This is a genomic window from Agrobacterium sp. MCAB5 (genome assembly GCF_052114365.1).
GTDB classification, from domain to species: domain Bacteria; phylum Pseudomonadota; class Alphaproteobacteria; order Rhizobiales; family Rhizobiaceae; genus Agrobacterium; species Agrobacterium tumefaciens.
The window spans coordinates 238812-253569 of record NZ_JBFREP010000011.1; the positions used below are offsets into that span (position 1 = coordinate 238812).

The 14758-nt window shown below is 59.0% G+C and carries 9 protein-coding genes; 6 read left to right on the plus strand and 3 right to left on the minus strand.

Annotated features, from left to right (window positions below):
• Positions 1–55: 55 nt before the first annotated feature.
• A complete protein-coding gene (locus AB4Z23_RS22485; RefSeq protein ID WP_060641921.1) occupies positions 56–1903 on the minus strand; it encodes a DEAD/DEAH box helicase in 1848 nt (615 codons plus the stop codon).
• Between the two features lie 390 nt (positions 1904–2293).
• On the opposite strand from AB4Z23_RS22485, the gene AB4Z23_RS22490 reads away from it, so the two are divergent.
• From AB4Z23_RS22490 to clpB, 6 genes are all read left to right on the plus strand, one after another.
• Positions 2294–3571, plus strand: coding sequence for an aspartate kinase (locus AB4Z23_RS22490; RefSeq protein WP_004432098.1), 1278 nt, complete (start codon positions 2294–2296; stop codon positions 3569–3571).
• A gap of 176 nt (positions 3572–3747) precedes the next feature.
• The gene (gene ptsP, locus AB4Z23_RS22495) at positions 3748–6015 is read left to right on the plus strand and encodes a phosphoenolpyruvate--protein phosphotransferase (RefSeq protein WP_004432101.1); all 2268 of its coding nucleotides are present in this window, start codon (positions 3748–3750) and stop codon (positions 6013–6015) included.
• Between the two features lie 28 nt (positions 6016–6043).
• The gene (prfA, locus tag AB4Z23_RS22500; protein ID WP_013762139.1) at positions 6044–7126 is read left to right on the plus strand and encodes a peptide chain release factor 1; all 1083 of its coding nucleotides are present in this window, start codon (positions 6044–6046) and stop codon (positions 7124–7126) included.
• Positions 7123–7992, plus strand: coding sequence for a peptide chain release factor N(5)-glutamine methyltransferase (gene prmC, locus AB4Z23_RS22505; protein ID WP_441360792.1), 870 nt, complete (start codon positions 7123–7125; stop codon positions 7990–7992). Before prfA ends, prmC begins: the two co-directional genes overlap by 4 nt.
• Positions 7993–8387: 395 nt before the next feature.
• On the plus strand, positions 8388–9194 hold the full coding sequence (locus tag AB4Z23_RS22510; RefSeq protein WP_004432110.1) for a DUF4167 domain-containing protein: 807 nt from the start codon (positions 8388–8390) through the stop codon (positions 9192–9194).
• 371 nt (positions 9195–9565) lie between these two features.
• The gene (gene clpB / locus AB4Z23_RS22515; RefSeq protein ID WP_065702986.1) at positions 9566–12190 is read left to right on the plus strand and encodes an ATP-dependent chaperone ClpB; all 2625 of its coding nucleotides are present in this window, start codon (positions 9566–9568) and stop codon (positions 12188–12190) included.
• Positions 12191–12258: 68 nt separating this feature from the next.
• Here clpB and AB4Z23_RS22520 read toward each other — a convergent pair whose 3' ends face one another.
• Together AB4Z23_RS22520 and AB4Z23_RS22525 are read right to left on the minus strand one after the other, a co-directional pair.
• The gene (locus tag AB4Z23_RS22520; protein ID WP_013762143.1) at positions 12259–14205 is read right to left on the minus strand and encodes a M23 family metallopeptidase; all 1947 of its coding nucleotides are present in this window, start codon (positions 14203–14205) and stop codon (positions 12259–12261) included.
• 369 nt (positions 14206–14574) lie between these two features.
• On the minus strand, positions 14575–14758 hold a 184-nt coding region (locus tag AB4Z23_RS22525; protein WP_441360364.1), incomplete at its 5' end, for a hypothetical protein.

The window sequence follows — 14758 nt, forward strand, 5'->3', positions numbered from 1 at the left end:
TGGCATCATCCTCGGCCTTAAGCCGAGGATTTACCGCACGGTACTGACCCGCGCCTCAGCCCTTTGCCGGCTTCGGTCCGCGCTTTTCGAAAGGCCGGTCCTTCTTGCCTTCGAATTTTGGCTTGTCGCCGAAGGTCTTTTTCTTTTTCCAGGGCTTGTCGTCGCCCTTGCGGTCGTCGGCTGCGCCGCCAGCATTATTGGGTTTGTTGAACTTCCGCTGGGCCGTGGCCGGGCGGGTGTCCTCRCGAACACTGCCAGTCATTTCCGGCTTGCCTTCCAGCGCCTTCAGACGAATGCCCTTTTCRAGCATCATGTCCTTGCCGATGGCGGAGGTGAAACGATCGACGGCATCGGCCGCCAGTTCCACGAAGGTCTCCGTCTGCTGCATGCGGATGGCGCCGATATCCTGACGGGTGATCTTGCCGAAGCGGCAGAGCATGGGGATGAGCCAGCGGGGTTCGGCGCTCTGCTTGCGGCCCACCGAAAGCGAAAACCAAGCGCTGTCGGAAAAGTCGGAACGTTCGCGGCGCGGCGCGTCGTTTTCAGGGGTTTCGAAGCTGTCGCGGCGCGGTTTGCGGGTATTGTCCAGCGCGACTTCGGTGATGTCTTCCGGGGCGGAACGTCCGGCGTGATAAAGGCGCACGAAGGCGGCCGCTACTTTTTCCGCGCCATGCTGCTCGAGCAGCTGCTTGACGAAATCACGCTCGTCATCGGCCACGGCCTCGGTGAGAGCCGGATCGGCCAGGAGACGGGCRCCGTCGCGTTCAACGATCTCTTCGACCGAAGGCGGGCGAACCCATGCTGCGCTGACCTTGGCACCTTCCAGAAGGCGTTCGGCCTTGCGGCGCTGGTTGACAGGCACCACGATGGCGCTGACGCCCTTTTGCCCGGCGCGGCCGGTACGGCCGGAACGGTGGAGAAGCGTTTCCGAATTGGTCGGCAGGTCGGCGTGGATAACGAGTTCGAGGCCAGGCAGGTCGATGCCGCGTGCAGCAACGTCAGTCGCCACGCAAACCCGGGCGCGACCGTCACGCATTGCCTGAAGCGCATGCGTGCGTTCGTTCTGGGTCAGTTCGCCTGACAGAGCCACGACGGAAAAGCCGCGATTGTTCAGACGGGCCGTCAGATGGTTCACGGCCGCACGGGTGGAGCAGAAAACGATGGCGTTGCGGGCTTCGTAAAAGCGCAGCGCATTGATGATGGCGTTTTCGCGGTCGGAGCCGGTCACCAGCAAGGCGCGGTATTCGATGTCCACATGCTGCTTCTGTTCTGAGGCGGTGGCGATGCGAACGGCGTTCTTCTGGTAGCTTTCGGCAAGCTTGGCGATGCTGCGCGGAACGGTGGCCGAGAACATCAGCGTGCGGCGGTTATCCGGCGATTCTTCCAGAATGAATTCCAGATCTTCGCGGAAGCCGAGATCGAGCATCTCGTCGGCCTCGTCCAGTACCACGGCGCGTAGCGACGACAGATCGAGCGCGCCGCGCTTGATGTGGTCGCAGAGGCGGCCGGGGGTGCCGACGATAATATGCGAGCCGCGCTCCAGTGCGCGTCGTTCGCTGCGGATATCCATGCCGCCAACACAGGACGCAATCGATACGCCGGCGAATTCATAAAGCCATTCCAGCTCGCGCTTGACCTGCATTGCCAGTTCGCGGGTTGGCGCAATGGCGAGTGCCAGCGGCGCGGAAGCCTGGCCGAAACGGGTGTTTTCCGACAGTAGCGTGGTCGCGAGCGCAATGCCGAAGGCAACTGTCTTGCCGGAGCCGGTCTGCGCGGAAACCAGCGCGTCCTTGTCGGCGAGTTCCGGCGAAAGCATGGCCTTCTGCACGGGGGTCAAATCTTTGTAGCCGCGTTTTTCCAACGCCTGCGCGATCGCCGGGGCGATACCCTGGGTGTCTGTCATCTACCGTCTTTCGGATATGAAGCTGCCTGCATCCGCCCGAAACCAATAGGTCCTAAAGTCTCCGGGGCAGCCGATGCAGGCCATTACGGCCATTTGGCCGGTTGCATTGCCGCGCTCCATACTGCGAATAGGCCCGTTTGTACAGTGCACTGCGGTACGCTCTTTCACAGCGCCGCATGCGGTTGCCTATTCTATCCCGACATCTTCTTTCGTCGGGGCTATAAAAAAAGGCGTACCGCATGGTTCATAAACGGCATTGCGTGCCCCCCGCCTTTTCGCTAAGAGACCCGCAACTTKAGGCTCTTTATCAAAAAAAGAGCCGACTGGGTTTGTTCTTGTCCGCACCTGAAAAACGGCTGGCGGAAAAAAGGGATGGTACTGGTCAAGGCTATGGCTCGCATTGTCATGAAATTCGGCGGCACGTCCGTCGCGAACCTCGAACGCATTCACAATGTCGCACGGCATGTGAAACGCGAAGTGGATGCCGGCCATGAAGTGGCCGTGGTCGTTTCCGCCATGTCCGGTAAAACCAACGAGTTGGTGGACTGGGTGCAGAATGCTGCRAAGGTRGCCGGCGCCAACGCCGCCTCCTTTTACGATGCACGCGAATATGACGCGGTCGTTGCATCCGGCGAGCAGGTGACATCGGGTCTTCTGGCGATCACGCTGCAATCCATGGGCATCAATGCGCGCTCATGGCAGGGCTGGCAGATTCCGATCCGCACAGACAATGCACATGGCGCCGCCCGCATTCTCGAGATTGACGGTTCGGATATCGTCCACCGCATGGGCGAGGGCCAGGTTGCCGTTGTTGCCGGTTTCCAGGGCATCGGCCCGGATAACCGCATTGCGACGCTCGGTCGCGGCGGTTCGGACACATCAGCCGTTGCCATCGCCGCCGCCGTCAAGGCGGACCGTTGCGATATCTATACCGATGTCGATGGCGTCTATACCACCGATCCGCGCATCGAGCCCAAGGCTCGCCGCATGAAGAAGATCGCTTTCGAGGAAATGCTCGAAATGGCGTCTCTCGGTGCGAAGGTTCTGCAGGTTCGCTCCGTCGAGCTTGCCATGGTACACAAGGTGCGCACCTTCGTTCGCTCCAGTTTCGAGGATCCCGATGCRCCGGGCATGGGCGACCTCATCAACCCGCCCGGTACTTTGATTTGTGACGAGGAAGAAATCGTGGAACAGGAAGTCGTAACCGGCATCGCCTATGCCAAGGATGAAGCACAGATCTCGCTGCGCCGCGTGGCCGACCGTCCGGGCGTCTCCGCCGCGATCTTCGGGCCACTGGCCGAAGCGCATATCAATGTCGACATGATCGTGCAGAACATCTCCGAAGATGGGTCGCGCACCGACATGACCTTCACCGTTCCTTCGGGCGACGTTGCCAAGGCTCTGCGCGTTCTGGACGAGAACAAGGCCCAGATCGGCTTCGACGTTGCGCAGAACGAGACCGGCCTTGCCAAGGTTTCGGTCATCGGTATCGGCATGCGCAGCCATGCCGGCGTTGCTGCCAGCGCCTTCAAGGCGCTTGCCGAGAAGAACATCAACATCAAGGCCATCACCACCTCCGAGATCAAGATTTCGATCCTGATCGACGGTGCCTATGCCGAACTGGCCGTTCGCACTTTGCATTCTGCTTACGGTCTCGATAAGAACTAAGTTCGAGACATCGGTTCCCGATGCTCCGATTCTTCGGGGTTGCGTTCTTCCGATGTGGCGTTTCATGAAAGCGTGTCCCTTGCGGGACGCGCTTCTCGCGCTATAAATTTTTTAAATGACGTTTTGATTCTCGAATATTATGACATTCGGATCGGAAGCGTCGGGGAGCAAACGCGATGAGAGACCTTTCTGCAGGTCCGCGCGTCCTGCTAAAGCGGCTGCGCGAAATGATGGCGGAGCACCTTGAGCCGCAGGACCGTCTGGACCAGATCGTCCGTCAGATAGCCAGCAACATGGTGGCGGAGGTTTGCTCGGTCTACGTGCTGCGTTCCGACAGCGTGCTGGAGCTTTACGCCACCGAAGGTCTCAACAAGGATGCCGTGCATCTTGCCCAGCTGAAAATGGGGCAGGGTCTTGTCGGTACCATTGCCGCTTCCGCCCAACCTCTCAATCTTTCCGATGCGCAGGCGCATCCGGCTTTCCGCTATCTTCCTGAAACGGGTGAGGAAATTTATCATTCCTTCCTCGGCGTGCCGATTTTGCGCTCCGGTCGCACTCTTGGCGTTCTTGTGGTCCAGAACAAGGTCAGCCGAACATACCGGGAGGATGAAGTTGAAGCGCTCGAGACAACCGCGATGCTCATCGCTGAAATAGTGGCGAGCGGTGAATTGAAAAAAATCACCCGCCCCGGTGTGGAGCTGGACCTGACGCGTGCCGTTTCCATTGATGGCGATGCTTATGGCGAAGGCATCGGTCTTGGTCATGTCGTGCTGCACGACCCCCGAATCGTTGTCACCAATCTGCTGAATGAGGATGCCGATACCGAAATCCTGCGTCTTGCCGACGCCATCGGTTCGCTGCGCCTGTCGATCGACGACATGTTGCAGCGCCGCGACGTCCCGACCGAAGGCGAGCATCGCGAGGTTCTTGAGACCTACCGCATGTTCGCCCACGATCAGGGCTGGGTGCGGCGCATGGAAGAAGCTATCCGCAACGGCCTGACGGCGGAAGCTGCGGTCGAGAAAGTGCAGAGCGACACAAAGGCGCGCATGATGCGTCTGACCGATCCCTATCTTCGCGAGCGCATGCATGATTTCGACGATCTCGCCAACCGGCTGCTGCGCCAGCTGATCGGTTTCGGCGGTCGAAGCCCCGAGCATGATTTTCCGCTGGACGCCATCGTTCTGGCGCGTGCCATGGGTGCCGCCGAATTGCTGGATTACCCGCGTGAGAAATTGCGCGGCCTGGTGCTCGAAGACGGTGCGGTGACGAGCCACGTCGTGATCGTGGCGCGCGCCATGGGCATTCCGATCATCGGGCAGGCGACAGGCATCGTCGCCCTCGCTGAAAATAACGATCCCATCATTATCGACGGCGATGACGGCCAGGTGCATTTGCGCCCGATGTCGGATTTGCAGCGCGCCTATGAGGAAAAGGTGCGCCTGCGTGCCAAGCGCCAGGAGCAGTTCCGCGCGCTTCGTAATGTCGAGCCGATCACCAAGGATGGCCAGAAGGTCAACCTCAAGATGAATGCGGGCCTTCTCGTAGATCTGCCGCAGCTCGAGGAATCCGGCGCCGATGGCATCGGCCTGTTCCGCACCGAGCTGCAGTTCATGATCGCCTCCAACATGCCCAAGGGCGAGGAGCAGGAAGCGTTCTATCGGTCCGTCTTGCGGCAGGCCAAGGGCAAGAGCGTTACCTTCCGCACGCTGGATATTGGCGGCGACAAGGTCGTTTCCTATATGCGCGGCCAGGAAGAGGAAAACCCGGCGCTCGGCTGGCGGGCGATCCGCCTGTCGCTCGACCGCCCGGGTCTGATGCGCACGCAGATGCGCGCGCTTCTGCGTGCTGCCTCAGGTGCTGAACTACGCATGATGTTGCCGATGGTGACGGAGGTTTCCGAAATCCGCGCGGCGCGCGATCTGCTTCAGAAGGAAGTGCAGCATCTTTCGAAATTCAGCCATGCGCTTCCGAAAAAGCTGCAATTTGGTGCGATGCTGGAAGTACCTTCGCTGATGTGGCAGCTCGATGAGCTGATGCAGGAAGTGGATTTCGTCTCCGTCGGTTCGAACGACCTGTTCCAGTTTTCGATGGCGGTCGATCGCGGCAATGCAAGGGTTTCGGATCGTTTCGACAATCTTGGCAAGCCGTTCCTGCGCATTCTGCGCGATATCGTGCGCGCTGGCGAAAAGCACCACACCTCGGTCACGCTTTGCGGCGAAATGGCAAGCAAGCCACTTTCGGCCATGGCTTTGATCGGCCTTGGTTTCCGTTCGGTTTCCATGTCGCCGACGGCGATTGGTCCCGTCAAGGCCATGCTTCTCGGGCTTGATGCCGCGAGCCTTGCCGATGAGCTGAACGCTGCGCTCGACGATCATAATTCGCTGGAAAGCGCGCGCGAGGTGTTGTTACGCTTTGCCGCGACGCATTCCATTCCCATTTAAAAGACCTGTTTCATAATCGGAGTGACTGGTGGCGAAGCTTCCCGTCGAAAAAATGCGCGAGTTGGAAAGGCGTTTCGGAGAGATCGAAGCGCGGATGTCGGCTGGTCCGGCAGCGGATGTCTATGTGAAGCTGGCTTCGGAATATTCCGAACTTGAGCCGGTGGTGAAAAAAGTCCGCGAATACGAAAAGGCGGTCTCCGAGGCCGCCGATCTGCAGGCGCTGCTTGCCGACAAGACGACCGACAAGGACATGCGCGATCTGGCGGAAATGGAGCTGCCGGAGGTCGAGGCCCGAATCGGCGAGCTTGAGAAGGAAATGCAGGTCCTGCTGCTTCCCAAGGATGCGGCGGACGAAAAAAGCGCCATCCTCGAAATCCGCGCCGGCACGGGCGGATCCGAAGCGGCACTTTTCGCCGGCGATCTGTTTCGCATGTATGAGCGCTTCGCTTCAGCCAAGGGCTGGAAAGTTGAAGTTCTTTCCGCAAGCGAAGGCGAGGCGGGCGGTTACAAGGAAATCATCGCCACGATCAGCGGGCGTGGGGTGTTTTCCAAGCTTAAATTCGAATCCGGCGTGCACCGCGTGCAGCGCGTGCCGGAAACAGAAGCGAGCGGCCGCATCCACACCTCGGCAGCCACTGTTGCCGTGCTGCCGGAGGCGGAGGATATCGATGTCGAAATTCGCCCGGAAGACATTCGTATCGACACGATGCGCGCTTCGGGCGCAGGCGGCCAGCACGTCAATACCACTGACTCCGCCGTTCGCATCACCCATCTTCCGACGGGTTTGATCGTTACCAGTTCTGAAAAGTCGCAGCACCAGAACCGCGCCAAGGCCATGCAGGTTCTGCGTTCGCGTCTTTACGACATCGAGCGCCAGAAGGTGGAAAGCGAGCGTTCAGCCGACCGCAAGAGCCAGGTCGGTTCCGGCGACCGTTCCGAGCGTATCCGCACTTACAATTTTCCGCAGGGGCGGGTCACCGATCACCGCATCAACCTGACCCTCTACAAGCTCGACCGGATGATCGAAGGCGAGATCGACGAGCTTGTCGACGCGCTGATTGCTGATTATCAGGCCGGCCAGCTTGCCCAGCTTGGCGAACAACAGCTTTGAGTGGCGGCGCTGACGGGACCGTTTCGACCGAGCTTGCCGCAGCCCGCAAACGGCTGCAGGCGGCGGGCATCGCCGATCCGCTGCTTGATGCGCGCCTGCTGGTCGCCGACGTTACCGGTTTTTCACTGACCGATTTCGTGATGAAACCGGACCATCCCGTCACCCGGGAAGAAAGCGCCCGCATTGCCGCCATGGTCGAAAGGCGCGCAGGCGGAGAGCCAGTTCATCGTATTCTCGGCCACCGCGAATTTCACGGGCTCGATCTTCTTTTATCGACGGAGACGCTCGAACCCCGCCCGGATACGGAAGTTCTCGTCGATACGCTGTTGCCTGCGTTGAAAAAAATTGTTGCCGACAAGGGCAGTGCGCGCATTCTGGATCTGGGTACGGGCACGGGTGCGATCTGTCTGGCGCTTCTCAAGGAATGTCCGGAAGCAACTGGCGTCGGCAGCGATATCTCCGCCGATGCGCTGGAAACCGCAGCGAAAAACGCTGCCCGAAATGGTCTCGCCTCGCGTTTTGAAACCGTGCGTAGCGACTGGTTCAAAAAAATCTCTGGCAGGTTTGACATAATTGTGTCGAATCCGCCTTATATAAGAAGTGACATCGTCACAACGCTAGACCGAGAGGTTCGCCATCACGATCCGATGGCGGCGCTGGACGGAGGTCAGGACGGCCTTGCACCGTACCGCCTCATCGCTGCCGACGCAGGCCGCTTTCTTGTGGAAAACGGGATTGTCGGTGTGGAGATCGGTTTCGATCAAAGGCTTGATGTTTCCGCTWTATTTGCTTCCCACGGCTTCTCTCTTCTCGACGCCGTGAAGGATTATGGCGGCAACGACAGAGTTTTGACCTTCCGGAGATAGTTGTTCGCGATACGTCTGCGGATTATTTGCAAGGATATTTTGCACAGCAAAAGAAAAGGCTTGGATTTCCGCATGAAGCGGGATAGTTTGCCGCCACATGCCGGGTGGCTGAGGACGAATTTAGATTCGTCAGGGTATGGGTCAGTCCCGAAGCGGGTTCTTTTGAGAACCCTGAAGGCTGGGCGTTTCCGGCATGTGAATCAGTAAACTTTGTTCGCAGGTGGCTCGTTGCAGCATTTTGCGCGACCGGTCGTCATACGCGGGGTCTTGTCTGGGGTTATCTCCAGCAGGGCGCGTAATGGAGCAATTTCAGGAAAAGTTTCCAGCGGTTTTCCGCCCGGAATTGCATGAAAATAACCAGATTGTCAGCAAAACAGAATTCAGGTGAGCAATTGATGAGGCCAGGACAGCAAAACAAGCGCGGCCGGGGGCGTGGAAGCAACAACAACAATAACAATGGTGGCGGTAACAACAACAACTTCAACCGCAAGGGCGGTAACCCGCTCACCAGGACTTATGACAGCTCCGGTCCCGATGTTAAAATTCGTGGCACAGCCCAGCACATAGCGGAAAAATACGCCACCCTTGCGCGGGACGCGCAGAGTGCTGGCGACCGTGTGATCGCTGAAAACTATCTGCAGCACGCTGAACACTACAAYCGTATCATCGCCACCGCTCAGGCCCAGATGCAGGAGCGTTTCCAGCGCGACGACCGTGGCGAATACAATGCTTCGGATGCCGACGATATGGATATGAACGACGGTGACGATGGTGCACCGCAGCAGCAGTTCGAACAGCCGGAACGGGTTCAGCAGCCGGAGCGCCAGGAACGGCAGGAGCGCACCGAGCGTTCCGAGCCGCGTCAGGAACGTCGTGAGCGCCCGGACCGCCGTGAACGGCAGGAGCGCCAGCCGCGCCAGCCGCAGGCTTCGGACGAACGGCAGCAGCCGGTATACGACGCCAGCCAGGCGCCTCAGCCCGTCATCGAAGGCACGCCTATGGAAGTGGCCGTCGAGGAACAGCAGCAACAGACGGAAGCGCCAGCGACTGAACGCGCACCAAAGGCACGCCGCGCCACTGGCCCACGCCCGCGTCGCCCGCGCCGCGCCGCAACCGCGGAAGGTGCTGAGGGTGCCGAAGGCGGAGATACGCCAGCCGGTGATGAGGCAACACCTGCCACGCTCGAAAACGCTGCTGAATAAGCAGGGTTTTCAAAATACCACGCGATTGAAAAAACTCCGGCTTGCCGGAGTTTTTTTGTTTTTGGGGTCGGGTGTAAAAGCTTGGGCGCTTTTCGAAGGGGGCAATCGCGGCAAACAGTCGTGACGTTTATCAAGTCCGGCTAAAATTTCCCCGGCAGTCGTTTTCCTCCCCTTTAAACCGATGAAAATGCCTCCCATATTCGTGCRGTAAGGACGGATGCCGCATGCAGCGGTAACCGCCCATCAAGAGGCGGCAATCGTGAAATCTGTAAAACGCGACTGCCGTAGCGGGGCTTGCCTTTGAGGGAGCCTCAACCCAAACACCCGGATCCGTGCCGAAAGCGGGCGGGCCGGTATATGGAGGTTCGACTATGAATATTGAAAAATACTCCGAGCGCGTTCGCGGTTTTCTGCAATCGGCGCAGACGTTTGCGCTTGCGGAAAATCATCAGCAGTTTTCTGCCGAACATGTGCTGAAAGTTCTGCTTGATGACGAGCAGGGCATGGCGGCATCGCTGATCGAGCGGGCTGGCGGCGACTCCAAGGAAGTGCGCTTGGCCAACGATGCGGCACTGGCGAAATTGCCCAAGGTTTCCGGCGGCAATGGCGGCCTTTCCCTYACGGCTCCACTTGCGAAAGTGTTCTCGACTGCGGAAGAACTCGCGAAGAAGGCTGGTGACAGTTTCGTCACCGTCGAGCGTCTTTTGCAGGCGCTGGCGATCGAAAACTCTGCTTCCACCTCGGCGTCCCTGAAAAAGGGCGGCGTGACGGCGCAGGCGCTCAATCAGGTCATCAATGAAATCCGCAAGGGCCGCACGGCTGACAGCGCCAATGCCGAACAGGGCTTCGACGCGCTGAAGAAGTTCGCGCGCGACCTGACGGAGGAAGCCCGCGAAGGCAGGCTCGACCCGGTGATTGGCCGTGATGACGAAATCCGCCGGACAATTCAGGTGCTTTCACGCCGCACCAAGAACAATCCCGTGCTGATCGGTGAACCCGGCGTCGGTAAAACGGCGATTGCCGAAGGTCTTGCGCTGCGCATCGTCAATGGCGATGTGCCCGAAAGCCTTAAAGACAAGAAGCTTATGGCGCTGGATATGGGTGCGCTGATCGCTGGCGCGAAGTATCGCGGCGAGTTCGAGGAGCGTCTGAAGGCGGTACTGAACGAAGTGCAGGCGGAAAATGGCGGCATTATCCTGTTCATCGACGAGATGCACACGCTGGTCGGTGCCGGCAAGGCCGATGGCGCCATGGATGCGTCCAATCTGCTGAAGCCCGCTCTTGCCCGAGGTGAACTGCACTGCGTTGGCGCCACCACGCTGGATGAATATCGCAAGCACGTGGAAAAGGATCCTGCCCTTGCCCGTCGTTTCCAGCCGGTTCTCGTAGATGAGCCGACCGTTGAGGACACGATCTCGATCCTTCGCGGCCTGAAGGAAAAATACGAACAGCACCACAAGGTCCGCATTTCGGATTCGGCCCTGGTTGCAGCTGCAACGCTTTCCAACCGTTACATTACCGACCGGTTCCTGCCCGACAAGGCAATCGACCTGATGGACGAAGCCGCTTCGCGCCTTCGCATGCAGGTGGATTCCAAGCCGGAAGAACTGGACGAACTGGATCGCCGGATCATTCAGCTCAAGATCGAACGCGAAGCCTTGAAGCAGGAGACGGATCAGTCATCCGTCGACCGCCTGAAGAAGCTCGAGGACGAACTGGCCGACACCGAAGAAAAGGCCGATGCCCTGACGGCCCGCTGGCAGGCGGAAAAGCAGAAGCTGGGCCATGCCGCAGACCTCAAGAAGCGGCTGGACGATGCCCGCAACGAACTGGCAAGTGCCCAGCGTAACGGCCAGTTCCAGCGCGCCGGTGAATTGACCTATGGCATCATTCCTGGCCTCGAAAAGGAACTGGCTGCAGCGGAAGCGCGTGACAGCACCGGTGCTGGCTCGATGGTTCAGGAAGTGGTGACGGCGGACAACATCGCCCACATCGTTTCCCGCTGGACCGGCATTCCTGTCGACAAGATGCTGGAAGGCCAGCGCGAGAAGCTGCTGCGCATGGAAGACGATCTTGCCAAGTCCGTGGTCGGGCAGGGCGAGGCCGTTCAGGCCGTTTCCAAGGCGGTTCGCCGTTCGCGCGCCGGTCTTCAGGATCCGAACCGGCCGATCGGCTCGTTCATCTTCCTCGGCCCGACGGGCGTGGGCAAGACCGAGCTGACCAAGTCGCTCGCCCGGTTCCTGTTCGACGACGAGACCGCGATGGTTCGCCTCGACATGTCGGAATTCATGGAGAAACACTCCGTTGCCCGGCTTATCGGTGCGCCTCCCGGCTATGTCGGTTACGAAGAGGGCGGTGCGTTRACGGAAGCGGTTCGCCGYCGGCCCTATCAGGTCGTGCTGTTTGACGAGATCGAGAAAGCGCATCCGGACGTGTTCAACGTCCTGTTGCAGGTGCTGGAYGATGGCCGCCTGACGGATGGTCAGGGCCGCACCGTCGATTTCAAGAACACCATCATCATCATGACTTCGAACCTCGGTTCGGAATTCATGACGCAGATGGGCGACAATGACGATGTGGATTCGGTTCGCGACCTGGTGATGGAACGGGTCCGGTCGCATTTCCGGCCGGAATTCCTCAACCGTATCGACGATATCATYCTCTTCCATCGCCTGCGGCGCGACGAGATGGGTGCGATCGTGGAGATCCAGCTCAAGCGCCTCGTCTCGCTTCTGGGTGATCGCAAGATCACGCTCGAACTGGATGAGGATGCCCGCAACTGGCTTGCCAATAAGGGTTACGATCCGGCCTATGGCGCACGTCCGCTGAAGCGGGTGATCCAGAAGACGGTTCAGGACAGGCTTGCCGAAATGATCCTCGGCGGCGAGATCCCGGACGGGTCGCGGGTCAAGGTGACCTCTGGCACCGACCGGCTGCTTTTCAAGGTCAAGCCCCCAAAGGGTGAGGCCGAGACTGAAACCGCYGATGCGGCATAAAACGAAAGGGCTCCGGTAACGGAGCCCTTTTTCGTATAGCGGTCCCTMTGGTCACRASGCCCKGCGGACTARCGGCTCGCCACCTGATTGGGTTTTTCTTCGATGTTGAGTAGATTGTCGATCCGCTTTCTCTCGTCGGAGAACCGCGCGAGCGCTACGCCGGAAAGCGATTTGCCGCCAGGCAGACGCACTTTCATCGCGTCCACTTTCGTGCCGTTAACGATCAGCTCGTAATGCAGATGCGCGCCGGTCGAAAGGCCGGTCGAACCGACATAACCGATTACCTGGCCCTGCCGGACCTTTGAACCCTCGGTGACACCCTTGGCGATGGCGCTCTGGTGGTTATAGGAGGAGACGTAGCCATTGGCGTGGCGGATCAGGGTCTGGTTGCCGTAACCGGAGGCCCAGCCGGCCTTTTCGACAGTGCCGTTGCCTGTCGCGATTATCGGCGTGCCGCGGGCTGCCGCCCAGTCGGTGCCGGTATGCATGCGGCTGAATTTCAAAACCGGATGGCGGCGCATGCCGAAACCTGATGTCATACGACCGTTCGGAACCGGGTTGCGCAACAGGAACTGCCGGATGCTCTTACCGTTCTCGTCGAAATAGTCGATGCTGTTATCGTCCGGGTTCTGGAACCGGTAAAACCGCGTCTCGTTATCGCCGAACTTGGCGTTGACGTAGAGCAGTTCGGACTTGTCCGTCGCCTTGCCATCCGCATCTTCCACGGAGAAGAAGGCCTCCAGCGTATCTGCCGGTTTCAACTGCGCCTGAAAATCGACGCTGCTGGCCAAAAGCTTGATGAGCTGGGAGACCATGCCCTGATTCATGCCATAGGCCAGAGCCGCCCGGTAAACGCCATCGTAGACGCTGGGCAGATCGCGGCCGGCGGCCGGTGCCGGGGTGCTGTCAAAGGCCGTCGCCACCGCGTCGAGCTTCGGCGGTTCGCTGGCCTTGATGAAATTCTTGCGATCGTCTACGGCCATGGTGACCATGTGGCGACCCTTGCGGTAAAGGCTTACGCGTACGATGTCGCTTTTGTCGTCTTCCTGAATAATGCCGACGCGGAGCACATCGCCGCTTTCGACATTGTTCGACTGGAGTTGCGGTGACAACAGGCCAGCGATTTCGGAGGATTGCGCCTTCGAATAACCCGCGCCGAATAAAGCGGCTTCGATGGTTTCGGTCTGGCGGGCAGGGATAACGTCGTCGGCATATTCCTTGACCGGAACCGAGGGCGATTGAGGGGTCGAAACCGACATATTCTGTTCGACGACACGGGCGGCAAGACCGGCGGTGATATCGACGTCACCCTCATCATTATCGAAACGACGGGGGTCGATGTAATAGAGCGCTGCAAGCTGCTCGTTACCATCTGTCAGGATCGAGCCGTTCGAGCGCACTGCCTCCTCCACCTCGTCGAAGCTCAGGGAGCCGGCGAAGGGATACTTGGAGTGCTGGATAGGAAAGGCGACCGTTTTCAGGCTGACTTCGGATTCGACCTCGGAGCCGTAGATTGTGCCCGTGCGGCTCGGCGCCGGCGCCGGGGCGTCCTTGTCGTCACCGCTTGCGAAAATGTTCAGGGGATCGAAGGCGGGATAATCGTCCTGTTTGGCGTAGTTGGACGCCAGCGGAATTTTGACGTGGGAGAAGGGAACCTTGCGGACCACTTCCTTGTCGCCCTCGTTGATAACGGTGGAGACTTCCATGATCGACCGGTCCGAGGGCCGGGCCGCAATATTGGGCGCAACGAGGCGTGTGCCGCGGCGTGCCGCTTCCGCGGTATTGTTGCCCATATCCGCCTTGGCGAAGGCCTCGGCCGGAATAGCAAGCTGCTGGCGGCCATCGAGAGCTGCAAACAGCGCAACACCCATCAATATGGAAGAGGTAATGCCGGTAAGGAAMGTGCCGGAAAGCCATCTGAGCGAAATCTCACGGCGATCGGGTGCACGGCGCCCTTCCGCCAGAATTGGCGGTTCCGTGCCTAGCGACCGGATCACGTTGCGATCCGCAGTCATACTAGCTGTGCCCCGTGGGTCATGCGCTCTCCAGAAACTTCAGGCGAAGGTGTGCAACTTTCAAAGCCGTGAGTCAAATTGATCGGCACCCTCAATAGATMTGCCGGCAACAGGCTCGCGCGCGTGCCCGCATTAACGTTTTGTTGGCAAAGCAATTAGCGAGGAGTCGGGCCAAAACAAGGCGCAGCACCATTCATATGGGTTCAGGCTGCATTCCCTTGCTGAAAATCGGTCCGTTGGTGGAGGCCAATGGGAGGCATAATCTCGAAAAATCAAAACTCTCATTTAAAATCAATGCTTTGAATGTTTTTTTTAGAATTTGTATTTTGGTGTGTTGACTTGTTTGAGGGTGATCTCTTATAAGTCCGCTCACTGAACGAGGGCGGCGGCGCTGCTGGCGACGTAGTCTTTCGTTCTAAAGAAATCATGTTGATGAGCTGACTGCTTGTTGTTTTCCAGGGGCTTTTGCTTTTGGGGTTTGATTTTGTGACTGCATTGAGCGGTCTGTTTTTTGACAATTGAATATGAGAAGAAAGAGAAACGTGGGCGGCGA

What these genes read in the sequence shown, in the direction of transcription:
- ptsP (WP_004432101.1), top strand. Translation starts at nt 3,748, where the DNA reads ATGAGAGACCTTTCTGCAGGTCCGCGCGTCCTGCTAAAGCGGCTGCGC.